The sequence below is a fragment of the Alsobacter sp. KACC 23698 genome (assembly GCF_045348435.1).
In the GTDB taxonomy this organism is placed as follows: domain Bacteria; phylum Pseudomonadota; class Alphaproteobacteria; order Rhizobiales; family Beijerinckiaceae; genus Alsobacter.
Window position 1 is genome coordinate 1,238,350 of sequence record NZ_CP157484.1, and the last position, 25,947, is coordinate 1,264,296.

Genomic DNA, 25,947 nt, shown 5'->3' on the forward strand with positions numbered 1-25,947 from the left:
GTCGGACTGGAACGGCGCGAAAGGCCCCGACGCGCGACGAAGGGGTCGGCTCGGCCAGACCGGAGCGGGCGGCCCCTGACCTCCGCAGAGGTGGCGTGGGTCAGAGAAACTGGACCATCTGTCTGATAGATAGTTCAGTCGATAAACACCGCCAACTCACGGCCACAATCACCGCCGAACCGAGCATCAGCTGCGCCGGGCGACAGGGCGGACCACCTTGGGGCCAGCGTCTCCCGCGCCGCGGAACTTGTCGTCCACGGGATCGGTCCTGCAGGGCCTTACGGCGTTGAAGCGCCATAAAGGCCTGCAATGGCCATGATCCGGTCGCGCGGTGAATGAGCCAGGCAAGATCATTCACTGATCCCTGACAGCCGGGACTTGAGTGGCGAGATCCTGAAGCCGCGCTGCAGCATCGGCCATCAGCCATGCCGTGAGGGCGGCCGCCGACATCTCTCGCCCGAGCCCCGCCGCCTGACCCGACCATAAGGGCGAGAAATCTCCAGAGCCGCTGGCCTCAGCCTTGGCCCGCAGTGGCGCCATCGCCGACGCAGCAAGCGGAAAGGCGGGAGCGAGGTCGGACACGGGTCCGACCTCCCGCACCACGCGGTTCGCCAACCCCCTCGCGGGACGGCCCGTGAACACATTGGTCAGAACGGTCCCGTTGTCCCGGGCGGCCCTGAGCGCGGCGCGATGCATGCAGCTGACCTTCGCCTCGGGGCAGAACAGGAAGGCCGTGCCGACCTGAACGGCCGCCGCGCCGAGCGCCAAGGCGGCGACGACGCCGCGTCCGTCCCCGATCCCGCCTGCGGCGATGACCGGCACGGTCACCGCATCGACGATTTGCGGAACCAGCGCCAGGGTCCCGGCCTGGGACGTGATGTCGTCGGAGAGGAAGAGCCCCCGGTGCCCGCCAGCCTCGTAGCCTTGCGCGACGATGGCGTCGCACCCATGCTCTTGCAGCCATCGCGCTTCATCGACCGTCGTGGCTGACGAGATCACCGTCGCCTTTGTGGCGCGGACTCGCTCCAGAAGATGGCTGACGGGGAGGCCGAAGTGAAAACTGACGACCTGCGGCTTGAACTCCTCCACGACCTCACAGGCCGCTTCGTCAAAAGGCGCTCGGTTCACCGCCGCGACGGGCGTCTTGGGATCGAGGCCCAGTTCGCGGTAATAGGCTGAGAGCCGCTGCTTCCATGCCGACTCGCGGGACGGATCCGGTGCGGGCTGACGATGGCAGAAGAAATTCAGGTTGAGGGGTCGTGAGGTCCGCTGCCGGATGACGCCAAGCTCCGCGCGCATCTGGTCTGGCGTTAGCATCGCGCAGGGAAGCGAGCCCAGCCCGCCGGCCTCAGAGACGGCGATCACCATCTCCGATGTGACCGATCCGGCCATGGGGGCCTGAATGATCGGCAGATCGATGTCCACGATGTCCAGAAACCGACGATTGGGCCACATCATGCACCTCACCTGGGCCAATAAACCGATTGTCAGCATAGAAGGCGATCGGCTGTGGCGAACAGGTCCAATCCACGGCGCTGGCGGCGCTGCGCCGCCAGCGCCGTGAGAGGGTCAAGGTCACGCTTGCGGCCGGGACGGAGCCGCACTCGCAGATCACGAAGTTTCGCCGCCGCGAACGCCTCATCGGGCCCGACGCGCCCGCGCTTCATGTCGCGCAATCCGCCCACACGCGTGCGCGCTTATGGCTCCTCGGGTGAGGGGCGACGCGGCGGCCGCCCATGACGCTTGCGTCTCCAGTACGCGCCCCAGCGCCGCCGTGACCCGCCGCGTCAAGAAGCGGCAGGCCGAGGTCGACGGACGCGCCGACGCGAGGCGCCAAGTGGCCGCAGCCTCCGAGGAGCCGAAATCGACGGAGACGCCGAGCCGGCCGCAGGACCGCCACCAGGGGCGCGCCGCCGCCGCCGCCGGCGTCGCCACCGTCTCGCCGCAGCGGCTGACGATCGTCGCCGCCCCGTCGCCGACGTGGAAGGCCTCGTCGAGGCTGCGCCGCTTCGGCGCACGCGTCGCGGTTCGGAGGGCGCCGCTCCTGATAAGGAGATCTTGCCTAACCGGCGCGTCGGCGCCGGCTTTTGCCGGCGAGCGATCGCGCCTGCCACCCTCCCCATCACATGCCGGCAGCGTCGCTTCGGACGATCGCCTCCTGCGGATCGATGGCGCCGAGAGCCTTCACGATTTCAAATCGGCCGCCCTTCGCCCTGGCGATGTACATGTTCATCCGCACATGGTGCTGGCCGGGCGCCATCTCCGCCGGCCCGCCCGGTCCATCGCCGATCTTCGCGTGGTCAAGCGCCGCAATGACCTTGTCTTGATCAAGGGCGCCAGCCTCCTTCACGGCCGCCGCCCACAGCATCATGCCCCGGTAGAGCCCCGAGCAGCCGCTGCCTCCTGTGAACTGCTCCTTGCCGGGGAAACGTTTGTTGTATTCGCCCAATAAGCTCTGCGAGAACGGATCGTCCACCGTCTGGTAAAAATCGAGGCAGCCATAGAGGCCCTCCACGTGCTCGGACGGCAAAAGGCCGAGCAGGTTCTCGTCGAAATAAGTGCAGATCAGCTGCCCGCCCCGCGTCCGGAATCCAGCATCCTGAAGCCGCTGGAGGAACGGCGCGACGCCCGGAGGGACGATGGTGTTGAAGACCACTTCCGCGCCGCTCGACATGATCTTGTCGACGGCGTCGCCAAACTCGACAGCATCCATGGCGAAGTACTCCTCGCCCACGACCGTGCCGCCTTCCGCCATAACAAGCCGGCGGACCTTCTGATTCATCACGTGGGGCCAGATATAATCCGAGGACGGCAGGTAAAATGTCCTAGAGCCGGTCGTCCTCATCAGCCAGGGGATGAACGGATCCAGTTGCTGCGCTGGAACCGGGCCCGTGCAGAAGATGAGCGGATGGCTTTCCTGTCCCTCATACTGTTCCGGGTAGATGTAAAGCGTGCCGCCTTTTTCGACGGCGGCCCCTTTGATGGCCTGCCTCGTCGAGCTATAGATGCCGCCGAAAATCACGTCAACCTTGTCGCGTTCGACAAGCGTGGCGGCCGCGGCCGCCGCGACGAGGTCAGTTGTAGCGCCGTCCTCAAGGAAGAGCTCGATCGGTCGCCCCAGCAGGCCGCCGCTGGCGTTGAGGTCGTCAACCACCATTGTCGCCACATTGGCGTTGGCGCCGCCCATGAATGCAAGAGCCCCGGTTTGCTCCGCGATCATTCCCACCTTAATCGACGCCTCTGCCATCGCCACCCCTCCCATCGGCTGGCGCCGCCGTCCCAGTGGTCTTTTCAGCGGCGCTATGGGTCTTGCTTGGGCCAATTCAGTCGCAGGAGCCATTTCGGTGCAAAGCGGAGAGCAAGGTCTCGGCCTGGTGCGAAGGACGGCGCCTCATGACGCCCTGAGATCTCGTCGCGTCGCCCTCACGGCGCGCCATGTCGGTGACCCAATTGCTGGGCTCCGCAAAGGCGCAGCAAGTGGGCCGAAGGGGATCGAACGTAACGTCGGGTGGTCGAGCTGGCAGCCTGTTCAACCAGCAAGGACGATAACCTACTCCCGAAATGGGCGCGCGACAATTCTCAATCTGGTTGGGGACGAGCTTCCAGGGTTGCGGCGCAGGCGACTTGGCCGCTCTTGGCGCGGTGCCTCTGCCTGCCGAACCGAACTGATGATTTCTGAGTAGGTCGCGGCTGCACGGCAGGCTGTAGGCAGCCTGCTCTCGGGCGATTCCATCGATAAAGTCATCGGGAATATCGCGAGGTGGTCCAAGCCAACGCGCTTCGGCTCAAAGGATCTGCGGCGAACTAGCCGAGTCTCTCGCTCACGCTATTTTGTGTTCGCCGGCCGCGAGCCTCTTGGCTCGAAGGCGTTCGGTTTGAGCCGCGGGTTGTGGCCTCATCTTTGGCCAGCTGGTAGGGGCGCATCCAGTTCCTAGGCGACGAAGTCTTCAGTCTGCTGGACCGCGCCGACCAGGCAAAACATTTGAGGAGCTGCGAGAGTTCGTCAAACAGGCCCGCCGACAGCCCGAGCTTATTCTGGACCCTTCCTCGCCTGACCGCAAACGTCGAGCATGGATTCGGATCCATGCCAGATGTTGATGTGAATCCTCGGCTTGAATAGTCCTCGGACTGCTCCAAAGTAAGCAGAGAGGCAGGCTGAGGCGTTCCAGCAATTCCACTGCTCGGACAAATTGTCATTGACCCTGACCCTTTATTTTCAATTGAGACGCGTCACTGCAGTGAGAGAAGCATGCATCTTTTTTCACGTTGATGTGTTGTCCTTTTACCGGCTGCCCATGACGCTGCATGCCGTTTTCTGAACCAGCGACCTCGTCGCGCCTGCGACGCTATGCGTCTGGGAGCCCCTCATGTCCGCCAACAAGCCGTTGATCCACGTGGCCGAGGATAGTTCAGTCATTGCCTCCGCAGTCAGCGAGGAGCTAGAGCAAGCCGGCTTCAAGGTAGCCGGGCCTTTCGCCCGATGCCGCGACGCTGAGGAGTGGCTTCGGAGCGCTCAGCCTGATTGCGCCGTGCTCGACATCAGATTGTTGGACGGCGATTGCACGTCCTTGGCGGCCGAACTGGACCGCCGTGGGATCCCGCTCGTGATCCTGTCCGGGTTTCAGCGCCAGACGTGCCCCGTGCAGATCGACGCGGCCGTGTGGTTGGAGAAGCCCACCTTCCCAGGAGCTCTTGCCGAGGCCATCACGTCTGTGGCGCGGTCCGATCACGCCTGCTCCGGCGTCGCAGCCCCCCATTCCCCGCCCGCACACGCCGCGCCACATCGAAGTGGGCCCCCTAAGCTTTGGAGCGTCAAGCAGCGCGCCCCCGCCTCGTCGAAGGGCAGCTCCAGCGGGTTCCATGCCTCGCAAAATCCTGAGGACCTGATCTAAGAGCGACCAATCGACGTGCACCGCTACCAGACGATGCTGCCAGACAGCACGACCCGCCGCTTCTCACGACGCTGGACGACCCATCGCGCCGCAATTCATCGGGATCGTACGTCTTGTCCTGCTTTGCAGGTTTGTCCGCCGAGGGGGCAGCCAGCAACTGCACGATGGCTCTGATCAAAGTTCGCGGGCTCACGGGTTTGTCCAGCGCCGGCGCTCCGCTAGAGGCCGGCTCACTCGAAAGATCGGCGCTTCCGGTCGCGAGCAGGAACGGGACGCCACGATCTAGGAGCTGCTGAGCCAAGTCTCGGACTCGGTCAGGTCCTGGCCGATCTTCAGGAATCCCTGCAGGTCTCCGCTTTCGTTGCGCAGCGCCCGCGCCGGCCCGTGGATGTACACTGGCGAGCCGTCCTTTCGGACGTGCCAACGAATATCGGGCGCAATTTGGCCCCCGCCGCCATGATGGTTTCCTTGACTGGCTGTCAGTTGGCGCGGTCGGGCTCGGTGTAGAGGATCGAAGCGGGCTGGCCTGCGATCTCCTCGGCTGTCCAGCCGAAGACGGCTATCGGCAATCGCAGCTTCCCGACCACGTCCTTGTGCCAGCCCACGCCTGCCCGGACGAAGTAGCTGTCGCCCTGGAGCTCGAGAATGTTGGAGCGCTTTTTGCCGAGAGCTGCAGCGACCAGGCGGCACGCCTCTGTGAGAATTTCGTCCAGATCTTCGCTTCAAAGAGCGAGTTCGCCGAAGTCGGCAAGCATGCGCGGTCGCCTAAAGACCTGTTCGACTTGGGGCGCTCTCCTCGCCCGAGGGCTCTGAAAGTCTGATCCTCGGCAGTGAGCACAAGACGGAGCCGTGGGTTCAAGTTTCGGACGGGTGGTGAGCGCCCGACTGAGTGTGTGGTGAATGGGGCACGCTCTCCTGCGCCCGTTCGCGCACCGGTCCGCGAGCCTTGCCACAGCCGGCCGCTCCGATTTGAATGGCCCAGTGGAACGCGGTTAGGGGGCACACGATGGCAACGGGTTGGGCCGTTCAGGTCAGCTTCATTGTGGGCGGCAAGGTCATGACCGACGGCCAGCCTTTGTACTTTGCAGCGTTAGACGAACCTAAAGCCGCTGTGATGGCGATCCGCCGCTTCGTCAACCTCGACCCGGCCGAGGCGGAAGTTGAGGCGGTGGGGCCTATCCCGGAGAGCGCCACGGGGGCGCTGACGCTTAAGTCCGGAGAGGTTCTGCGCCGGCGGTAAGACGGGGCCGGCTGAACGCTCCTTCCTTCAGGGGCGGTGTCCGTCGTTAGACCGGCTCGAACCCGGAACAGGCCGTCCGGCTCATCCCACAATCGTGAGCGTGGGAGCTCGGTCTTGCATCGGCTCAAGTCCCCGGCCGAGCCCAGACACCGGCGCGCACATTGGGAAGACCGTAAGGTGCTTACACCCGAAGTGAGCGCATCCTTGTTCTTCTTTGCAGAAGGGGGACGCCATGCGCAACGAAGCCGCAGCGGCCCAGACCGTCCGCCAGAGGTCGGGGCGGCGGGGGAGGTGGGCGGCGGAGGCCTGGGCGGTGAGAAGTCGCAGCGTGCGCGCGAGACGCGCCGCGGCAGTGCGCGCCCAGGCCTCCGCGACTCGCGGAGTCAGGGCGCGGCAGGCCTCACCGGTCCGCGGCCCATGGCGACGCGCGCGGATCGGGGCGGCGGAGGCCAGTTCCAGCAGCAGGCAAGCGCTGAAGGTCGCCCCAGTATTTCCTACCTCGAGCAGTGTCAAATGGAGATAATTTTCAGCAGGTCGGGCGTGTTGGAAACGGAATACTTCTTCAGAACGTTGGATCTATGAATATGAACTGTTCTGTGGCTGATTGCGAGACGGCGGGCAATGTCTTTACTGCTGCACCCTTCGTACAGAAGTTTAGCGACCTCTCGCTCCCTTGGTGTTAGGCTACTGCCGATGGAAAGATGATGTAATTCCGGCTCCATGCTCAAATCGGTGAAGGTCCAGATCACGCGCCCATACGGGTTGGTTCTGTCGAGCGTCACGCCGTCGACGTGGCACCAGAAGACCTCGCCGTCGCATCGTTTCATCAGCCATCGGTCGGAGTAGCCGCCTTTGTCGGCGAGGATCGGCGCAATCTTTTTTCCCCTCGATTCGAAATCATCGTCGGAGGAATAGAAGATGCTGAACGAGGCGCCTTTTAGGTTCGCCGCCGTGTCCCGCCACATCTCGCTGAACAGAGTGTTGCACTCGGCCACAATGCGATTGTGGAGCACCGCACATGCGACGGGAAGATGAGCGAAAACCTCTTCGTAGTTCATCGGAGCCTCTGGATTGCGACGCGCCCCGGAAGGCGTCGGGCGCCGCGTTCGATTGCCTAGGTAAGCATGGCGTCTGGACAGTGGGGGACAGACCGACCTTAATCGCTCAACGATACGTAATCGCTTAGGTGATTGCCATAGCGCCAGGGGCCGGCTCAAAGCTCAGCCCTGCGGCGCACGTTCCGCCCTGGCGAGCGCGGCGATCCTCAGACGAAAAGAGGACAAGTTGAGCCGCTTGCATCTCACCAATCTGCGCCTGCTCGACGTGCGTGAAGGCGCTTCAAAGCCCGGGTTCCATGTCACGATCAAGGGCGATCGCATCGTGGATGTGAGCGATGGACCCTTGGACGCGGGCGACGGCGAGATCGTCGATCTCCAAGGCCGCGTGCTGATGCCCGGCCTAATCGACTGCCACGTGCACGTCAATGCGGTGCAGCTCAACCTGGCCCCCACGCGGCAACTGCCGGCGTCGCTGGTGACCGCCGGCGCCGCCCGGATCATGCGCGGGATGCTCATGCGCGGGTTCACGACCGTGCGCGATGCTGGCGGCGCCGACCGCGGGCTGAAGCTTGCCGTTGAACAGGGGCTGTTCGCGGGCCCCAGACTCTACATTTCAGGACGCGCCATCAGCCAAACAGGCGGCCACGGCGATTTTCGCCCGCAAATCGACCAGCCTGATCCCGGCGCGCTCGACCATCTGTTTGACGGAATCGGGCGCATCGCCGACGGGGTCCCCGAGGTCCGGCGCGCGGCCCGAGACGAGATCCGTCTCGGCGCCGACCACATCAAAATCATGGCTTCGGGCGGCGTCGCCTCCATGGCGGACCCGATCGACTTTCTTCAATATTCCGACGAGGAACTCGACGCCTTTGTCGACGAAGCGCGGCGCGCGCGCACCTATGTCATGGCCCATGCTTACACGGCCGATGCGATCGCCCGCTGCCTGCGAGCGGGCGTTCGCAGCATCGAGCACGCCAACTTGATCGACGAGGAAACGGCCGACTTGATGGTGGCGCGTGGCGCCTACATGGTGCCGACCCTGGTGACCTATGATGCGCTCGCCCGCGAAGGCCGCGCGCTGGGCTTTTCCGAAGTCGGGCTTCACAAGCTCCAGCAGGTGCTGGATGTCGGGACGAAGTCGTTGGAGATCGCCAAGGCTGCGGGGGTCAAGATGGCGTATGGGACCGACCTCCTGGGCGATCTGCACCGGCTCCAATCCGACGAGTTTCGGATCCGCAGCGCTGTGCTGAGCGCGGCCGACATCATTCGCAGCGCGACGCAAACCGGCGCGGAGCTGATCGGCATGGCGGGCCAGCTTGGCGTCATCGCGCCCGGCGCCTTCGCCGATCTTTTGGTCGTGGATGGCGATCCGCTGGAGGACCTCGGACTGCTGCAGGAGCAGGGTCGGTCTCTTCGCGCCATCATCCAAGGCGGCAAATTCGTCAAAAACGAACTGCGGGCCTGAACGCAGCCGCCTCTTAAATTGTGGAGCTCCGACCGATGCGCACGATCACCAAACGGACGTTTAGCCTGACTTCGACGGGACTCGCGGCGGTTCTGATCCTGACTGCCACGCCCAGCCTCAGCCAGGAGGTGTACCGCATCGGAGCGCTCAATCCGGTGACCGGCGCCGGCAGCACCTACGGATCGGGGATGCAAAAGAGCATCCTCGCCGCGGCCGCGGAGGTGAATGCTGCGGGAGGACCGGCCGGACGTCGTCTGGAGGTTCTGGCCGACGATTCCCAAACCGCGCCCGAGCCGGCCGTGCTTGCAGCCAAAAAGCTGATCGAGGTGAACAAGGTCGGGGCGATCCTGGGCACCTGGTCGTCGAGCGTGTCGCTCGCCATCCAGCCGCTGACCCAGTCCTCCAACGTTATCTTGATGCACACCTCGTCGGCGCCGGCGCTGTTCGCCCAGAACCAGCGCCTGCTCAGCTGGGGGTTCCAGTCGGGCAGCAAATATAATGGCCAAGCCATGGCCGCCGCCGTGGCCAAAGAGGGGTTCAAGCGGCCGGTCATCATGGCCTTCAACAATGACGCCGCCACGGGCAATGTCGGCTACTTCCGCACCAGCTGGGAGGCGACGGGGGGCAAGGTCCTGGCGTCCGTCGTGTACGAGCCGCGGCGGACCAGCTACCGCTCCGAGTTGCAGAAGGCGCTGACGCAAAACCCCGACGTGATCGTGTTGTCGGGCTATTTGCCCGACACCACCATTATCCTGCGCGAAGCCTATGAACTCGGCGTCACCGCCAAGTTTCTGATCCCGGGCTGGGCGGCGGGACCGCAGCTCATTTCCGCTCTGGGGCCGGACGCGTCGCAGGACGTCCTGGTTTATGAATCGGTGCCGGACGTCGAAGGCGCGGCTTTCAAGCGCTACAGCGAGGCTTACAACAAGGCGCTCGGCGCCACGGGCGAGGACAATGTCTTCGCCGCGCAGAGCTACGACATGGTGATCACGCTGGCGCTCGCCATGGAAAAGGCTGGCGCATCGGCCGACAACATCGCCATTGCGCGGGCCGTCCGCGAGGTCGCCAATCCCGAGGGCCAGAAGGTCTCGAGCTTCGCCGAGGGTCAAAAAGCCCTCAAGGCCGGGCAGAAGATCAACTATGAAGGCGCTTCGGGCCGGCTTGACTTCGATGAGGACGGCAACGCGGTGGCGGACTTCGCGGTGTTCACGATCGACAAAGGCAAATACGTCAAGCGTTACAGCCTGAAATAAGATCCGGCCAAAGGCGCCCGCCCCGCCGCGGGACGGGCCCCCCGTCGGCGCCCGGATCACGCAGCAGGACTGTCGATGCCCAATTTCGCCGAATCCATCAACCTGGTGCTGTCGGGCGCCGTGCAGGGCCTGATCATCGCCCTGGCGGCGCTCGCCATCTCGCTCACCTTCGCGGTCGCCCGCTTTCCGAACGCCGCGACGGGCGACGTCATGACGCTTGGCGCCTATGTGGCGGTGATCGCGCAAGGGGCGGCTGGCTCCCTCCTTCTCGGCGGCCTCGTGGCCATGCTCGTGACGGTGGGGCTCAGCGTCCTGTCCTATGCGCTTGTCTTCAGGAAGCTCGCCGACCGGCTGGTCGCCTCCCTGATCGCATCGATCGGCATCGCGTTCTTCCTGCGCAGCATGCTGACCCTGTTCCTCGGCTTCGACCAGCGCGTCTTCAGGGTTCCCATCATGCGAGCCATGAATTTCTCCGGCGTTCGAGTCTTGCCGATCGACCTGTGGTTGGCGGGGATTTCCGTCCTCGTCCTCGCCGCAACCTTCGCCCTGCTGTTCCTGACGCCGCTCGGGCGGCGCATGCGGGCGGTGGCGGCCGACAGCGATCTCGCGCGCGCCAGCGGCATCCGCTCCGGCCAGGTGATGGTCATGCTGTGGGCCATGGTGGGGCTGCTCAGCGCCATTGCCGGCGTCATGGTCGGGATCAAGACGGTGGTGACGCCCGAGCTGGGATGGGACCTGCTGCTGCCGGCTTTCGCGGCCGCAGTGCTCGGAGGCATTGGAAGCCCCGTGGGGGCCGTCGTGGCGGCGGTGGGCCTCGGGATCGTGCAGGAGCTTTCGACGCCGCTCGTCGGCTTCACCTACAAGATCGCGCTGTCCTTCGTCGCGCTCATCGGCGTTCTCCTCGTCCGTCCGCAAGGTCTGTTCGGCCAAATCGAGCGGGTGCGCTGACATGCTGGGCTATATGATCGCCATTGGCGTCATGATCAGCATCTACGGGCTGCTGACCTTGGGCCTCAACCTGCATTACGGCTACACCGGCATGATCAATTTCGGCCATGTCGCGTTTTTCGCGGTCGGCGCCTATACGTCAGCCCTCCTCGTCCTTGCGGGCTATCCGATCGCGCTTGGCGTCATCGCCGCCGCCGCCGCCGCCGCCGTCCTGGCCTACCCCCTCGGCGTGCTGTGTCTGCGGCTCAGAGCGGATTACCTGGCCATCGTCACGCTGAGCTTTTCAGAGATCGTGCGCATCGTGCTCATCAGCGAGGAGTGGTTGACGAACGGCACGCGGGGGCTCGCCGGCATTCCGCGCCCCTTTTCGGGACTGGGCCGGCCGGATCTGGCCTATTTCGCGCTCGTCGCCGGCGTTCTGGTGGTCTGTTTGCTGGTGGTCCGCAAGTTGACCGACAGTCCCTTCGGCCGGCTGATCCGAGCCGTGCGGGACGATGAGGACGCGGTGCGATCGGTCGGCAAAGATCCGGCCTCGCTGAAGGTCAAGGTGCTGATGCTTGGCGGCGGCCTTGCGGGTCTCGCCGGCGCCTTCTACGCCCACTACGTCACCTATATCTCGCCGGACCAATTCCTGCCGATCATCACGTTCTATGTCTGGATCGCGATGATCATGGGCGGAGCCGGCACCCGGTCGGGCGCCGTCGTCGGCGCCGCGCTCTTGTTGGTGTTCCTAGAGGGATCCCGTTTCCTGCGCGATGTCGTGCCGGTCGTCTCGGAGGTGCAGATGGCGAGCCTGAGGCTGGCCGTGATCGGCCTGGCGCTCGTCTTGTTCATGCTGTATCGCCCGCAGGGGCTGATCCCCGATCGCAGCCGCCCATGACTCTGACCCTCAGCCATGTGTGCAAGAGCCTTGGCGGCCTCGAAGTCGTCAGCGACGTGTCGTTCTCGACGCCGCTCGGCAGCCTCAGCGGCGTCATCGGGCCGAACGGCGCCGGCAAGAGCACTCTGTTTGCGCTGATCAGCGGCTTTCAGGCGAGCGACCTCGGCGAAGTCACCTTCGCCGGCCAGCGGCTGGATGGCCTGAGCGCGGACCAGCGAGCCCGACAGGGACTGGCCCGCACCTTCCAGGTGCCGCGTCCGTTTGCGCATTTGACCGTGCGCGAGAACCTGGCCGTCGGCGCGCAAGGGCAGGCGGGAGAGGGGCTGTTCAACGCCTTGTTCCGGGGCGGTCTGGTTCGCCGTCAGGAACGACGCATCTTCGAACGCGTCGACGGCGTCATCGACTTTCTGAAGCTGGGCGCCGTCGCCACGGCCCCCGCCGGGCGGCTCTCGGGGGGCCAGCGCAAGCTGCTCGAACTCGGGCGGGCGCTGATGATGGAGCCGAAATTCATCCTGCTGGACGAGCCTTTCGCCGGCGTCAACCCGGTCCTGATCGATGAGATCTCCGATCGCATCAAAGCCGCGAACGCCCGCGGCGTCGGGTTCTTGATCGTCGAACACAACCTGTCGTCCTTGGCGCGGCTTGTCGATCGCATGCTGGTCATGGATCGCGGCCGCTTGCTCGCCGACGGCGCGCCCGACGAGGTGCTCGACGACAAGAGCGTCCAGGAAGCCTATATGGGCGGGGTTGTCGCATGAGGCTGTTGACCGTCGCCAACCTGTCGGCCGGCTATGGCGAGATCGACATCGTCAGGGACATGAATCTGAGCGTGGATGAGCGGGAGATCGTGACCATCGCCGGCACCAACGGGGCCGGCAAATCGACCCTCGTCAAGGCCGTCATGGGACTGGCGCCGCGCTGCAGCGGCAGCATCGATTTCGCCGGCCTGGATCTGCTGCGCCTGCAAGCCGAGGATCGCGTCGCCGCCGGAATCAGCTATGTGCCCCAGGTGGCCAATGTGTTTGCGCCGCTGACGGTGCTGGAGAATCTATTGGTGGTCGAGCATGTCGCCCGCCGGTCGGAGCGCCTGAGCGCGATGTTCGATCTCTTCCCGGCGCTGGCGGCCCGCCGGCGCGCCGCGGCCGGGTCGCTCTCGGGCGGTGAGCGGCAACAACTCGCCTTCGCGCGGGCGCTGATGCCGCAGCCCAAGATGATGCTGCTCGACGAACCCACGGCGGCGCTGTCGCCGGCCCTCGTCGAGCAGGTTCTGGCGCTGATCAGCTCGCTGCCGGATCTGGGCATCGCCGCCCTGGTGATCGAGCAGCGCGCCCGCCAGAGCCTGGCGATCAGCCACCGCGGCTACATCCTCGACAGCGGCGCGATCGTGCTCTCCGGGGCGGCGAGCGCGCTTCTGAACGACGAGACGATGGCCCGCTACTATCTCGGACGGGCCTGACCCGGATGCGCCGAACGCGTCAAAGGCCGCAAAGTCCCGGTGGCGCGGCCGCGGCGATCGACTTCCAGGTGGCCCGCCTGGGCGCTGTCGCCTTGCAGGGCGGCGGCGTGCTGGACGACGCGCGTCTCGCCTACAAGGTGTTCGGGCGGCTGCAGGCCGGTCGACCGGTGGTGGTCTATCCGACCTCCTTCGCGACCCATCACACGGATCTCGAATGGCTCATCGGCCCCGGCAAGGCTCTGGATCCCGAGCGCCTCGCCATTGTGATGATCAACCTGTTCGGCAGCGGCCTGTCTTCGTCGCCGAGCAACCATGACGCTGGGCCGCAGGCCTTTCCCAAGCTCACGATGCACGACAACGTCCACGCGCAACAGCGTCTGATGACCGAAATCCTCGGCGTGCGCCGCATCGCGCTGGTCGTCGGCTTCTCCATGGGGGCGCAGGCCGCCTTTCATTGGGGCGCGCTGTATCCCGACCTGGTCGAGCGCATCGCGCCGATCTGCGGCTCGGCCCGCACCTCCCGGCACAATTTTGTGTTCCTGGAGGGCGTGAAGGCCGCGTTGACGGCCGACCCGACCTTTCGCGACGGCGTCTTCAACGCCAAGCCCACCCAGGGCCTGCGCGCCATGGGACGGGTTTACGCCGGCTGGGGCCTGTCTGCGGCCTTCTACCGGGACGAGACCTATCTGACGCTCGGCTTCCGCTCGCTGGAGGATTTTCTCGTCCGCGATTGGGAGGCTCGTTTCAGCCGACGCGACGGCAATGACCTGCTGGCGATGATCTGGACCTGGCAGCACGCCGACATCAGCCTGACGCCCGCCTGGAAGGGCGATCTGACCCGAGCGCTGCAAGCGATTGCGGCGCGCGCCTTGGTGATGCCGAGCGAAACGGACCTTTATTTCAGCATCGAGGACAGCCGCAGCGAAGCCGCCGCCATGCCCGCCGCGACCTTGCTGCCGATTCCGACCAAATGGGGCCACCGCGTCAACGTCCCTGCCCAGAACCCGGCCGATGCGTCCTTCATCGACGCCGCGCTCATGGCTTTCCTCAGGCCGCCGCAGGACCCAACGGGTTAGGACCTGAGGAGTCCCTGGGCCGGACCGCTCCGGGCGCGCGGGGGCGAAGGCGGCCGCGGCGGCGCTCAGCGAACCATCGATCCAGACGCGCCAAGCGCCTCACTCGCGCGTTGCGGGGCCGGTCCTTGCGTTCACCGCCTTTGGCGGAGCAGTGCAGCGGCAGTCTGCAGCGACGCCGGGCGCCAAGCACGAAGCGCAGCGCCGCTGCGGCTTGCGGGGTCAGGGTGCGGCAAGTCTCGGTCGGCGGAGCCGCCAAGGTGAGCCGCAGCCCGACCACATCCCCCCTGGGGCCGAAGCCCAAGCCGACCCGACCAAGCCCGATGTGATGCGGGCGGGGACGCCTTGCGAGCACCTGACGCTGCCGGTCAGATGAGAACGGGGGGCAGGCTTGCGGGGGGGGCAGCCCCAACCTTGCAAACCGCGAGGCCGCGGGCGCGTGCGGGCGGGCCACAGCCGCGCTTGCGCCATCACGGACCCAGGCGCCGGCGGCTTGTCCTCGCGCAGTGGGCGCGGCGGCCTGCAGCGTCGCCGGCGCCTTCAGGAGCCGGGCCAGCGCCGTCGTGGCCCGCGGCGTCAGCGCGCGGCGGGCCACTGACGCGCCGACGCGAGCTGCAAGCTGGCCGGGTCCTCCGAGGAGCCGAAATCGACGGAGACGCCGAGTCGGCCGCAGGACAGTGTCCACTGCCGCGCCGCCGCAGCAGAACAGGCGATCCGCCGGAGGAGGGGCGGCGCTCGCCGGACACGCGCCGATTACAAGCCCGTGGTCGCTCCTGCTGTCAGGCCCCGAACGAAGTGGCGTTGCAGCAGCATGAACAGGATCAGAACGGGGAGGATCGAGATGATCCCGGCTGCCGTGATGCTCCCCCATTCGACGCCGTAGTCGGTCATGAACAGGTGGATGCCAACCGGAGCGGTTCGCATTTTGCTGGAGGAGGTGAGCACCAGCGCGAGAATGAACTCATTCCAGGCTTGCACGAAACTGATCAGGCTGACCGTGACGAGGCCTGGCATGGCGGCCGGCAGCACCACACGGTAGAGGGCGCCGATGCGCGACGTGCCGTCGATCATGGCGGCCTCTTCGATCTGGCGGGGGATGGAGCGAAAGTAGCCCTGCATGAACCAGATCGCCAGGGGGCAGATGAAGGCGCTGTTGGCCAGGATCAAGACCAGATAGGTGTCCAGCAGGCCAAGCTTGCTGCCAAAGAAATAGAGCGGGACGACCGTCGCCAGTTCGCCCATCGCCATTCCAAGCAGGATCAGGAACAGCATGGCGGACTTGCCACGAAATTCGTAACGCGCCACGGCGTAGCCCGCGTGGATGGAGACGAACACGACCACCACGACGGTGGAGAGCGACACAATCGCGCTGTTCATCAGGTAGCGCGGGAAGCCGGAACTCAGCACGCTGATGTAATTGTCGAGGGTCGCCGACCAGGGCACCAGGCTCGGCGGGAACCGGAGGATCTCCTGCTTCGATTTCAGTGAGGTGCTGAGCGACCACAGGAACGGGACGAGAATGACGGCTCCCGTGGCGATCATGCCGAGCCAGCGTAGCGTCGCCGAGATCATAGGCAGGGGCAGGGCGGTCCTCATTTGCTGTCCGCCTCCGAACGGATCATGCGAAAGTAGATCCAGGAGAGGAAAAGGTCGAGGCTCACGAGAACAACCGTAATCGCTGAAGCGGTCTCGATATTGTAGTACTGGAAACCTTCACGGTAGAGACGCAGGCTGATCACCTCCGTGGCGTTCAGCGGCCCGCCCCCCGTCAGATCGAGCGGCAGCACCACGATGTTGAAGAAACTGATCGTCAGGGTGATGATGCAAGACAGTGAGATGGGCTTCAGCAGCGGGATGATGATGAAGCGAATCTTCTGGAAGTAGGTCGCGCCGTCGATCTCCGCCGCTTCCTCCAGCTCCACCGGGATCGCCGACAACCCCGCCAGCATGAGCAAGAGGGCGAAGCCCGTGGCCCTCCAGGCGTTCACGAAGGTCAGCGCCGGCAACGCCTGCGACATGGAGATGAGCGGATCGAACGCCGGCAAGCCGAACAGGTCCAGCAGATCGTTGATCGGGCTCATGTCGCCGTTGAGGAGCCACTTCCACATCAGCGCCAGCACGACTTGGTTCGTCACCCACGGGATGAGGATGATCGTCCGCAGCACCGCCGTGCCCCAGGTCTGGCGCCGCAAAAACAGCGCCAGCGACAGGCCAAACATCCAGGTCAGGGCGACGCTGGCCAGAACGAAAATCATCGAGTTGACGAAATTGGTCTGAAAACGCGGGTCGGAGAACAGGCGGGCGTAATTGGCGAGCCCGACATACTCGATCTGCTTGAACACCTGGGTCTTGGCGAGGCTGTAATCGACAGCGAAGAACAAGGGATAAAGGGTGACAAACCCGACCAGAACCAGGCCGGGCGCCATGAGCAGATAGGGAAAGAAGTCGATCTTCTCCCGCCTCGGAGCCTCGTGGGCCCTTCTGGACGGAGCCGCCTTGTGCAGCGTCAGTGCGTTGGTCATGGTCTCTCAAGGTCCTGTCATCACACCGGCGAACGCGGCCGCGCGACTGCGTTCGCCAAGGGTGTCTCGATCACAGTCCGGCGATTTGATTGTACTTCTTGGCGGCCTCATCGAGCAGCGGCTTGAGCTGGCTTGAGGCGTCGACCAGCACTCGGTGCAGCACGTCCACCATGGTCTCATTGAGCTGAGCGAAGGTGGACACATTGATCACCGTCTCGCTGCGCTCGGCCATATAGTCGACCCACCACCGCAGGTGAGCCGCTTCAGGGGTCTGGAAATAGGGCCTCTCCAGCACGCTCTTGCGGGAGGGCAGCGTGCCGGCGACGCGGGCGTTGATCTCCTGCGCATCCGCGCCGATATAGTATTTCAGGTGCTCCCAGGCCGCGTCCGGGTGTTTTGAGCCGCGCGGGATGCCCATGCCCCACCCGGTCACGATTGTCGGCGACGGCTTGTTCGGATCGTCGGACGGCACCTTGGCGATCATCAGGTTGTCCGGGCCGACGGCCTTCAGGATGTCCTGGTAGCGGTGCGCTCCCTCTTGGATCATGCCGACGCGCCCCGCCTTGAAGGCGTCCGTCACGTCGTCATAGGTCATGCCGATCACCTGCGGCGGCGTGATCTTGTGCTTGAGCACGCAGTCGGCCAGGAATTGGTAGGCCTTTACCCCGATGTCGTCGTTAAACACCGCCCGGTCGTTGTCGTCCAAGATCCTGCCGTTGCGGCCCTGGATCTGCGGCTGGAACATCGTCTCCAGCTGATTGAGCTGGGTCTTGGACGCCCCGTACATGTAGCCCCAGCGTCCCCGACTGGTCATCTTCTTGCCGACCTCGACGAACTCGTCCCAGGTCTTGGGCGCCTGCATGCCGGCTTGCGTCAGCCAGTCCTTGCGGATGAAGAGCGCTTTCGGAATGGCCTCAATCTGCATGCTCCACTTCTTGCCCTTCACCACCATGGCGGGCGAGAAGTCGACGAGGAAGTCCTTCTTATCATCGTCGCTGAAGCTCTGGTTGAGGTAAGGATCGAGCTCCTGCAGCCCGTCGCCGAGCAGGATCATCTTCAGGTGGAACAGATTGACGCGCGATCCGTCCGGCGGATTGCCGGCCTGAACGGCCGCGATCAGCTTCGTGCCCATCTCCTGCCAGGGCAGGATCTGGTAGTTCACCTCAATCCCGGTGAGGTCGCGGAACTTGCCCTCGATCTCCTTGATGGCGACCTCGCGGGCGCTCTTGCCCTCAGGGCTGAGGAAGTCCCAATGGGACATCGCCTGACCCTTTAGATCGGGCTTTGTCTGCGCGAAGGCGGACGCCCCAAACCCGCCTCCAAGCGCCGCCGCGCCCGATCGCGCCAGCATCAGACCCGCTCCAGCGCTTCCCAAGAACCTGCGACGAGACACTTCGCTCATGGTTTCCTCCTCCGACACGGCGGCCTCTTCGGTCCGCTTCTGGTTATTCGGCCGCGACGTCGCCGCGCCCGGCGCTCAGCCGCAGCGACACGGCTTCGCCCAAATAGGCGCCCTGCCGCAGCAACTCCTGCTGAAGGGCCGAGATGTCCAGCGCCTTGGGCGAGACGGCGTCCCGGACGGCGAGGCCCGCTGCGGTTCCGACCGCCTGTCCCATGGCCGAGCACGGCCCCATGCCGCGGGTTCCGGCCTGCGCCTCGAAGCTGGCCGAGATGCAGCGGCCGGCGACCAGCAGGTTCTGATGCGTGGACGAGACGAGGCTGCGGTAGGGGATCTGGTATCCCGGGTTGTAGGGCAGCGAGTTGCTGCGCTGGATTTCGTCTTCGGTCAGCGCGGTTCCAAAGCCCTCGCCGGCGATCAGGATGTCGCCCCGCTTGGCGTCGTGCAGATCGGGCGGATAGGCTCCCATGGCGACGACGTCGTCGAAGTCGCGCTCCGACGTCATGTCGTCAACCGACAGCATGTAGTCGCCGATGACCCGTCGGCTTTCGCGCACGCCGAGGTCGTACACATGGGTCAGATAGGCGTTCTCGAAGCCCCAGATGTGGGTTCGGAAGAACGCCATGAACTCCATCGCCTGCTTGCGCAGCCGGATCACGCCGGCCGTGATGTCGTCGGGTTCGAGCGTGTCGATCGCCGTGTGGGTGCAATTGACGAAAACGTCGCCCGGCGTGCCGTGATAGTACATGCCGAACTGCTTGGGCCACGAGGCCGGCACGTCGGTCATGTTCTTCCAGGGCGTCCAGTAGCGATGGCTCGCCCGCAGGGCGCAGTTCTCGAACGTCCATGGCGTCTTGTGGTCGACATTGACCTTCTCCTCCATGAAGCGCTCGACAGCGGGCAGATCGACATTGCCGACGCGAAACATGCAGGTCACGGCCTGTTGGCGCGTACCGCCGCCTCGCTCGAAGGGCGCGCCGACGGACGCGGCGAAATCGGCGTCCCCGGTGGCGTCGATGAACACCTTCGCCTCCAGGCGAGCGACGCCCATTTTCGTGCTCACATCGGCGTAGCGCACCAGTCCATCGTCGCCGTAGCCCTTCACGAAGGCGGTGTAGAGCCAAAGGCTGCACCCGGATTCCTGCACCATTTCGAAGGCGACGTGCTTGAAGACCTCCGGATCGAGCGAGGCGGAGCTGGAGATCCAGCGGTCGATGTCATGGAAAAAGATGTGGCCCCGGCCGCCGCCGCGGTGGGCGACGACGCGCTGGACGAGTTCCTCCGGAAGACCGCGCACGACCTGGCGGTCTTTGCCGTCGAAGAAGCCGCCGAGATTCATGCCGGTCGCGATGTTGCCGCCCAGATGGCCGCCACGCTCGATGATCAGGGTCTTGGCGCCCAGGCGCGCGGCGGCGATGCCGGCGAACAGCCCCGCCGTGCCGCCGCCCATGACGACCACATCCCAATTGGTGTCCATCGTTTCCGTCCCATGTCGCTGACTGGTGAAGGCCTTGGGCGCGGGAGAGCGCGGCAGCCTCCTCGCCTGGCAGGGTAGTCCCGATCAGTCCGCCGGCACGGTAGATAGGCGACAACGCTCGGTATGATCACGTCATGTGGGTGTCGGCCTCAGGGTGGCGGCGCGTTGTGTGAGGGGTCTGACGGAAGTGGGTCCGGTAGCGTTTGGCGAAATGGGACGCATCGACGAAGCCGCACCGCAGGGCGATGTCGGCGATCGACAACGTCGATTGCTGGAGCAGCTGCCGCGCCACCCTGAGCCGGACGGAGAGGTAGACCTGATGCGGGGTCTGCCCCAGGGTGGTGACGAAGAGGCGCTGCAACTGGCGGGGCGAGGACCCGGCGCGGGCCGCCAGTTCGGCCAGGCCGAGGGGCTGTTCTATGGCGCCTTCCATGGCCGCGAGGGCGGTCGCGACCCGCTCGTCGGTGATCCCATAGCGCAGCGGCAACGCCATGCGGGGGCTTTCCGCCGGTTGTCGGATGCGCGCGTGCAGCATCTGGTCGGCGATGTCCGCCGCCGCCGCGGCGCCCAGTTCGCCGGCCACGATCGCGAGGGCGAGATCGTAGGTCGCCAGGCCGCCGCCGGAGGTCAAGCGGTCCCGATCGATCAGATACAGACCGGTTTGCAGGCGCACCCGGGGAAACCGCTCCTTGAACTCGTCATGGAGCCGCCAATGGGTCACGCACGCGTAGCCGTCGAGAAGGCCGGCCTTGGCGGCGAACACCGTCCCGGACCCCGGAGCCGCGATGATCGTGCCCGCATAGGCGCGCCGGCGCAGCCAGCGCGCCGCCTCAGCGGTGAAGAACTCCGCCGCCTGCAGGCTGGCGATGACGAAGATCATGCGAACGGGCGGGCAATCGGCCATGCGCCAGTCCGCCGTGAGGCGCAGCCCATCCCAGGACCGGACCAACAGTTCATCGCCGGCGGCGACCGTCATATACTCGAAGCGATTTGCGCCCGTATGCTCGTTCGCCACCCGGAACGCCTCGATGGCGCAGCTCAGGGTGAAGAAGCTGAAGCCCGGCGTCAGCAGGAACGCCACCCGGACCGGTTCGGGGAGAGAGCCGCTTTCAGAACGAGGCATCGCGACCACCCGGCTAAGGCGACCATTCGCAGCACGCCGATCTCACTACCGCACGATCGAACGCCGAGAGAATGCTCATAGCGCCGACCATACTGGGGTCGGGAGAGGCGTTGCACGTCCTTTGCGAAAGGCCGATGTGAGGCGGCGCGGCCTGGGCCGCCCCGCCGGCTGCTGGACCCACGCTCACGCGCCGCGCCGCGGGCGCTCGGCCCCCGATGCCGACCGCGCCCCGGCAGAGCGCCTGGTCGCAAACTGAATCGGCGGCCTGCAGCGACGCCGCCTCCAGCACGCCGCGCCGCTGCGGCCTCCGCTTGGCGTCCGCCGCAGGAGCGTGCATCCTCGGGGGCCGCCTCTGGAGCGACCCCGATGAACAAGCCAGGTCAGGTGACGACAGACTTCCTCGACGCCTTCGCCGACGCCTGGAACCGGCACGACACGGACGCGATCCTGGCGATGATGACCGAGGACTGCGTGTTCCAGGCGAGCCGGGGCCCGGACGTCGAGGGGACCCGCTATCGGGGAGCGAGCGCCGTCAGGGCCGGAATCGACGCGGTCTTCGCCGCTTTCCCTGACGCCCGCTGGAACGAGCCCCGCCATGTCGTTGCGGGAGATCGTGGCCTGTCGGAGTGGCGGTTCACCGGCACCGGGCCCGATGGTCGGCGCGCCGACATGCTCGGCTGCGACGTGTTTACCTTCGAAGACGGCAAGATCAGCGTCAAAAACTCCTTCCGCAAGCAGCGGACGTAAGACCGGCCGCAGGACGGAGCAGCCGGTGAGGAGCCGCGCCGTGGCGCGTACGGCGCCTGCGGCAGCGATCCCGGCCGACAGGGCGTCCCGAAGAAGGCTTAACAGAGTAGACGGCGTGGGGCGGCGGACATGGCGTTCTCGGGAGGCGGCCTGAGCAGCGCGTCCCTCCTTGAGGCCCTCAAACGAGCCGACGATCCGATCTCGCTCAGGCAGTGGACTTGTCGTCACGCTCACGGGGCGCGGCTGAGAAGTGACCCGGCGGAGTGCAGCGATGCCGGCGCTGCCAACACGCGCGCAGCGCCGCCGTGACACGCGGCGTCACCGTGCGGCAAGCCTCAGCCGACTGAGGCGCCGACGCGAGCCGCAAGCTGGCCGCATCCTCCGATTGCCCGAAATCGACGGAGCGGCCCGAGCTGGCCGCAGGACAGGGCACGGGAGAAGAGCAGCGCACCAGCCGTCGCTCGCTTTGCGCCCGACCCCGCGGACGGCGGTCCAGCACCACTCGCTGCAAACACCAGGGTGAAGATGGCGCTTCGCCTACGGCGTGCTGAACAACCGTTCGAGGTTGTCCAGCGTCTTGCTGGTGCCTGCGGCGACGCCCATCGCCACGAACTGCGCCAGGTGATCGGCCGAGCTGCAGACGATCTCGACGGTCATGCGCGTCCCGCCCGGCCGTTCCGCCAGCATCACCTTGCCGGTCGCGCCATTCGCCGAGAAGACCAGCAGCGCCGGCGGGGCGATGGTGTGATAGCGCCCGGTGAAGGGCCGGTCTGGATGGTGGGCCGAGACGAAGCGGAAGGCGCCGCCGGGCCGCAGATCGATCTCGCAGACCGCGAGCCTTTCCCCCGTGGGGTCCCACCATCGCGCGAGCTGTTCCGGCTGCGTCCAGGCTTCAAAGACGCGCACGGGCGCTGCGCGCAGATCGCGCGCGAAGCGCAGCGTGTGGGTGGCCTCGTCGAGAGTGAAGCTGGCCGAAGCCTGGTCCATCGCCATCATTCACGTGATCTCCGTGCTGTCGTTTGCAAGATGCTGCTCAAGATTATCGAACCGTCGTTCCCACAAAACGCGGAACGGTTCGGCCCAAGCCGCGACGTCCTTAAGGGCGTCGAGCCGCAGCCGTCGCGGACGGCGCTGAGCGTCTCGGCCCTGTTCGATGAGCCCGGCGCGCTCCAGCACGCGCAGATGCTTGGAGATCGCCGGCTGCGACAGCCGGAACGGCGCCCCCAGTTCTCCCACGGTCGCTTCCCCCCTCGCCAGACGGGCGAGGATGGCGCGTCGAGTCGGGTCGCTCAGCGCGGCGAAGGCCTGGTCCAAATCAATAGCCATACGGTTATATATCCGCAAAGAAATGCGTCGGTCAAGGGGGCGGCCTTGCGGCCGTCCACGCAGGCGTGGCGTCGGCTCCTAGCCCCGTGCGCAATCGCGAGCGTTTCGCCGGCGAGCAAGGGGGGAGGGGCGCCGACGCAGCCATCGGCGTTGCGGCGCGGGCTCTCGCCGCCGCAGGCGAGGCGCCGCCGCGCAACGGCCGATCCGTTTAATCGCCGAGAGGGCGTAGACGCGCCGCCTTGGGCCCCCGGGCGCGCGGCGCCTCGACGAAAGAACGTCTGCGGGTCAGAGGAACTGCATCATCTTGACCAAGATCCAGCCGAGAAACGCCGCCCAACTCACGGTCAAGAGAACCGCAGAGCCGAGGATCAGCTTCGTCGGCGAACGCTCGGCTCGTGGCGCTCCGGCGCGGTCTCCCGCGTCCGAGCTTGGCGCCGAAACGACGGGCGACGCCCTGTGTCTGTCTCCGTTCAGAACGCCGCTCGTCTCAAAACGCGTGCTCCTATGCGCCTCCGGGCCACTTCGCCACGTCCTGCGCAAGCGACGCGCCAGCGGACGTCCGTCACCCATGCGGCTGCGTGCGCGCGGCTCGGCGACGGCTGACGGGGCCCAGGCCTGATCACGACAAGAGCGGGCGAGCCATCCCGGGCGCCAGCATGGGTGGAGCGAGATCGGCGCCCGACCATCCATGCAGGCCGCCGCCCCGAAGATGGGCTGACGATGGGTCGGGCGCGGTTGGTCGCTGAGAACGAAGACGGCTGCGCCGTCCGTGCGCGCCTGGATGAGCGCCGGTCGTCGGGATCCCGCCAGCAATCCTCGCCCGCGCCGAGTTTTGGTCGCGGCGTCCAGCGTCCTCCGACCTCGCGCCCTGAGGCGCCGAGCAAGCCCTGACAGGCGGTGCGGGCGCGGACGCACGAAAAAGGCGGGGCTTGCGCCCCGCCTGATGGTTTCGAGTTGGATCCGTTCTGGATCAGAACAGGCGCAGGATGCCCTGGTCCGCCTGGTTGGAGAGCGACAGCGAAGTCTGCGAGAGCTGCTGGCGCGTCTGCAATGCGAGGAGCGTGGCGGCCTCCTGGTTCTGGTCGGCGTTGACGAGGTTGTCGGCGCCGGTGCTCAGCGTGTCGATCATGGACTTGGTGAAGTCCTGACGAGCCTGGACCACCGACAGGTTGGAACCGAAGGTGGAGGCCATGCCGCGCAGGCTCGACAGCGCGCTGGTGAGACCGTCTGACGCCGCCTGCAGCGAGGTGTCGTCCTGGATGTTGGTCTTGCCGGCGGAGGCGCCGTTCGACATCTGCTGGATGCCGAGATTGGCGGAGGTGACCGTCTGGCCCTGAACGTCCATCTTGTTCTGGGCGGAACCGGTCTTCTCGTTGAACACGACCGACAGCTTGTTGCCGTCGAGCAGGTTCGTGCCGTTGAAGCCGGCGTCCTTGGCCATCTGGTCGACCTGGTCGCGCAGATCATTGAACTGCTTGACCAGGTTGGATCGCACCGTCGAGTTGCTGCTCGCCGAGATGCCTGCGGAGGCGTCCGTGAGGGCAAGCCCGATGGTGGCGTTACTATTGAGCGTGGCCGACTGGGCGTTGCTGAGGGCCGTAGCGGCCCCGGAGCCGGTGCCCAGGCCGACCTTGAGAGTGCCCGAGCCCGTACCGGTCACGACCAGCTTGCCGGTGTCGTCGACGCTGGCGGTGGCGATGCCCGACTTGTTGACCTCATTGACGAGGTCACGAACGGTCGAGGTCGCGGTCAGCGAGGTCGACACGAAGCTCGTCACGTTGCCGGTGGAGTCCGTAGCCGAGATGCTGAGCGCGGTGTTGGCGCCGAAGTTGCCGCCGAGGTCGCCGGCCACTTGCGGATTGGCGGTGTAGTCAGCCGTCACGGCAGCCGCGCCGCCGAGCGCCTTGTTCAGCACCACGTCCTTGACGCTCAGCGCGCCGTTCTTGTCGCCGGCCGCGGTCAATGCAGTGCCGCTCTTAGTAGGACGATTGGTGGCGGCATCGGCCTGGGCCTGCTTCAGCGTGGACTGGAGCGACTGGACCAGCTTGGTGATGCCGTCGATGCCTTTGGAGGCGGCGTTGATGGTCTGCACCGCATTGGACATGCCGTCCAGCAGGCCCGAGAGCTGGCTGGAGCGATCGTTCAGGCCAGCGGCGGTGAAGTAGTTAACGGCGTTGTCGACCGCCGAATTCACCTTCCTGCCCGTGGCCAGGTGCTGCTGGGCGACCTGGGACTGAGACTGCACGGACTGGAGGGAGGAGAGGGCGTTGCGAACGCCGGTCGAGATAGCAACCATGATGAGCACCTTCTGGTGTCTAGAGCGCTCCGCTACTTGGGAGCACGGCCATCTCATCCAGGGCGGCCTAACGAGCCGTTAACAGGCGAATTTCGCTGACGCCTTGGTTCACCGCTCGTTAAGCCAAAGCAATGCAGTGTAACGACCGCGATATGAGGTAGGTGATCTGTGCCGTTTTTATTGGAACTTGCAGCCCAGGAAGTGATCCATGTCGGGCGAGCGGTCGTCACCAATGCGGGCGATCGGACGCGGCTGGTCATTGACGGGCTGCTGCCGATCCTCAAGCAGCGTGACTACTTGCCGCCGCATGCGGCGCGAAGCCCCGCCGAACGGATCTATGTCGCACTTCAGGAGATGTATCTGTCCGGGTCAGACGCGGCCGCGCCCGAGCTGATGGCCTCGACCCGCGATCTCGTGAAGCAGGCGCCGTCAGCCCGAGCCCAGATCGCGCAGATCTCCGCGCTCGTGGTCGACCAGCAACTCTATAAGGCGCTCAAACTCGCTCGCGCCCTGATCAAGGCGCCGTCGTCGCCGCCTGAGTCTCAAGGTTCCGCGCCACGTGAGCCCGCGAGCCAGAGTGGCTGCCAGAGCGGCTGACCATCCGCATGCAGCCATGCGACCGCGCTGCGCTGACCGGCCCCCGGTCAGTTTGCAAAACGGACCGTCACGCTCACGGCGCGCGGCTCAGAAGCGACCCGGCGGATTGCAGCGATGCCGGCGCGGTCAACACAAGTCCCAGCGTTGCCGTGACCCGCGGTGTCAGCGCGCGGCAGGCCGCTGGGGCGACTGAGC

At 65.8% G+C, this 25,947-nt stretch carries 22 protein-coding genes; 11 read left to right on the forward strand and 11 right to left on the reverse strand.

Translation table 11 applies throughout. From position 1 onward, the window contains the following. Positions 1-354 precede the first annotated feature (354 nt). Together ABEG18_RS05740 and ABEG18_RS05745 are read right to left on the reverse strand one after the other, a co-directional pair. Entirely contained in the window at positions 355-1,455 is a 1,101-nt protein-coding gene (locus ABEG18_RS05740) for an NAD(P)H-dependent flavin oxidoreductase (RefSeq protein WP_406858538.1), read from the reverse strand. Between the two features lie 667 nt (positions 1,456-2,122). Next, entirely contained in the window at positions 2,123-3,247 is a 1,125-nt protein-coding gene (locus tag ABEG18_RS05745) for a substrate-binding protein (RefSeq protein ID WP_406857138.1), read from the reverse strand. Positions 3,248-4,367: 1,120 nt separating this feature from the next. Here ABEG18_RS05745 and ABEG18_RS05750 point away from each other — a divergent pair. Both ABEG18_RS05750 and ABEG18_RS05755 read left to right on the forward strand, forming a co-directional pair. Further along, positions 4,368-4,892 (forward strand): response regulator, encoded by a 525-nt coding sequence (locus tag ABEG18_RS05750; RefSeq protein WP_406857139.1) that lies wholly within the window; start codon positions 4,368-4,370, stop codon positions 4,890-4,892. A 1,006-nt stretch (positions 4,893-5,898) separates the two neighbouring features. Further along, entirely contained in the window at positions 5,899-6,132 is a 234-nt protein-coding gene (locus ABEG18_RS05755; protein WP_406857140.1) for a hypothetical protein, read from the forward strand. A 509-nt stretch (positions 6,133-6,641) separates the two neighbouring features. On the opposite strand, the gene ABEG18_RS05760 is transcribed toward ABEG18_RS05755, so the two are convergent. Continuing rightward, complete coding sequence (locus ABEG18_RS05760; RefSeq protein ID WP_406857141.1) at positions 6,642-7,190, reverse strand: LuxR C-terminal-related transcriptional regulator; 549 nt, start codon at positions 7,188-7,190, stop codon at positions 6,642-6,644. A gap of 226 nt (positions 7,191-7,416) precedes the next feature. Between ABEG18_RS05760 and ABEG18_RS05765 the strand changes: the two genes are divergently transcribed. The 7 genes from ABEG18_RS05765 to ABEG18_RS05795 all read left to right on the forward strand — a co-directional run bounded on the left by ABEG18_RS05765 (position 7,417) and on the right by ABEG18_RS05795 (position 14,268). Next, the gene (locus ABEG18_RS05765) at positions 7,417-8,655 is read left to right on the forward strand and encodes an amidohydrolase family protein (RefSeq protein WP_406857142.1); all 1,239 of its coding nucleotides are present in this window, start codon (positions 7,417-7,419) and stop codon (positions 8,653-8,655) included. 35 nt (positions 8,656-8,690) lie between these two features. After that, complete coding sequence (locus ABEG18_RS05770; RefSeq protein ID WP_406857143.1) at positions 8,691-9,908, forward strand: ABC transporter substrate-binding protein; 1,218 nt, start codon at positions 8,691-8,693, stop codon at positions 9,906-9,908. Between the two features lie 75 nt (positions 9,909-9,983). Next, positions 9,984-10,856, forward strand: coding sequence for a branched-chain amino acid ABC transporter permease (locus tag ABEG18_RS05775; protein ID WP_406857144.1), 873 nt, complete (start codon positions 9,984-9,986; stop codon positions 10,854-10,856). A gap of 1 nt (position 10,857) precedes the next feature. Next, positions 10,858-11,736 (forward strand): branched-chain amino acid ABC transporter permease, encoded by an 879-nt coding sequence (locus ABEG18_RS05780; protein WP_406857145.1) that lies wholly within the window; start codon positions 10,858-10,860, stop codon positions 11,734-11,736. A 56-nt stretch (positions 11,737-11,792) separates the two neighbouring features. Continuing rightward, positions 11,793-12,494, forward strand: a complete 702-nt coding sequence (locus ABEG18_RS05785) for an ABC transporter ATP-binding protein (protein WP_406857146.1) — start codon at positions 11,793-11,795, stop codon at positions 12,492-12,494. Further along, positions 12,491-13,192, forward strand: coding sequence for an ABC transporter ATP-binding protein (locus ABEG18_RS05790; protein ID WP_406857147.1), 702 nt, complete (start codon positions 12,491-12,493; stop codon positions 13,190-13,192). The genes ABEG18_RS05785 and ABEG18_RS05790 overlap by 4 nt, the downstream gene beginning before the upstream one ends. A 5-nt stretch (positions 13,193-13,197) precedes the next feature. Next, positions 13,198-14,268 carry an alpha/beta fold hydrolase gene (locus ABEG18_RS05795; RefSeq protein WP_406857148.1) on the forward strand — a complete coding sequence of 357 codons (1,071 nt, stop codon included), beginning with the start codon at positions 13,198-13,200 and terminating at the stop codon, positions 14,266-14,268. A 750-nt stretch (positions 14,269-15,018) separates the two neighbouring features. Here the strand turns inward: ABEG18_RS05795 and ABEG18_RS05800 are convergent. The 5 genes from ABEG18_RS05800 to ABEG18_RS05820 all read right to left on the reverse strand — a co-directional run bounded on the left by ABEG18_RS05800 (position 15,019) and on the right by ABEG18_RS05820 (position 20,786). Beyond that, complete coding sequence (locus ABEG18_RS05800) at positions 15,019-15,861, reverse strand: carbohydrate ABC transporter permease (RefSeq protein ID WP_406857149.1); 843 nt, start codon at positions 15,859-15,861, stop codon at positions 15,019-15,021. After that, positions 15,858-16,787: a carbohydrate ABC transporter permease gene (locus tag ABEG18_RS05805; protein ID WP_406857150.1), complete on the reverse strand. Its 930-nt coding sequence runs from the start codon at positions 16,785-16,787 to the stop codon at positions 15,858-15,860. Before ABEG18_RS05805 ends, ABEG18_RS05800 begins: the two co-directional genes overlap by 4 nt. 70 nt (positions 16,788-16,857) lie before the next feature. Then, on the reverse strand, positions 16,858-18,048 hold the full coding sequence (locus ABEG18_RS05810) for an extracellular solute-binding protein (RefSeq protein WP_406857151.1): 1,191 nt from the start codon (positions 18,046-18,048) through the stop codon (positions 16,858-16,860). 184 nt (positions 18,049-18,232) lie between these two features. After that, positions 18,233-19,663 (reverse strand): FAD-dependent oxidoreductase, encoded by a 1,431-nt coding sequence (locus tag ABEG18_RS05815; RefSeq protein ID WP_406857152.1) that lies wholly within the window; start codon positions 19,661-19,663, stop codon positions 18,233-18,235. 127 nt (positions 19,664-19,790) lie between these two features. Then, on the reverse strand, positions 19,791-20,786 hold the full coding sequence (locus tag ABEG18_RS05820) for a GlxA family transcriptional regulator (protein WP_406857153.1): 996 nt from the start codon (positions 20,784-20,786) through the stop codon (positions 19,791-19,793). A gap of 366 nt (positions 20,787-21,152) precedes the next feature. Between ABEG18_RS05820 and ABEG18_RS05825 the strand changes: the two genes are divergently transcribed. Continuing rightward, complete coding sequence (locus ABEG18_RS05825) at positions 21,153-21,533, forward strand: nuclear transport factor 2 family protein (protein ID WP_406857154.1); 381 nt, start codon at positions 21,153-21,155, stop codon at positions 21,531-21,533. Between the two features lie 537 nt (positions 21,534-22,070). Here ABEG18_RS05825 and ABEG18_RS05830 read toward each other — a convergent pair. From ABEG18_RS05830 to ABEG18_RS05840, 3 genes are all read right to left on the reverse strand, one after another. Beyond that, positions 22,071-22,529: an SRPBCC domain-containing protein gene (locus ABEG18_RS05830; RefSeq protein WP_406857155.1), complete on the reverse strand. Its 459-nt coding sequence runs from the start codon at positions 22,527-22,529 to the stop codon at positions 22,071-22,073. Then, positions 22,530-22,859 (reverse strand): ArsR/SmtB family transcription factor, encoded by a 330-nt coding sequence (locus ABEG18_RS05835; RefSeq protein ID WP_406857156.1) that lies wholly within the window; start codon positions 22,857-22,859, stop codon positions 22,530-22,532. Positions 22,860-23,829: 970 nt separating this feature from the next. After that, on the reverse strand, positions 23,830-25,155 hold the full coding sequence (locus ABEG18_RS05840; protein ID WP_406857157.1) for a flagellin: 1,326 nt from the start codon (positions 25,153-25,155) through the stop codon (positions 23,830-23,832). Between the two features lie 168 nt (positions 25,156-25,323). Here ABEG18_RS05840 and ABEG18_RS05845 point away from each other — a divergent pair, with 168 nt between their 5' ends. Beyond that, positions 25,324-25,752: a flagellar biosynthesis repressor FlbT gene (locus ABEG18_RS05845; RefSeq protein WP_406857158.1), complete on the forward strand. Its 429-nt coding sequence runs from the start codon at positions 25,324-25,326 to the stop codon at positions 25,750-25,752. Positions 25,753-25,947: the final 195 nt, after the last annotated feature.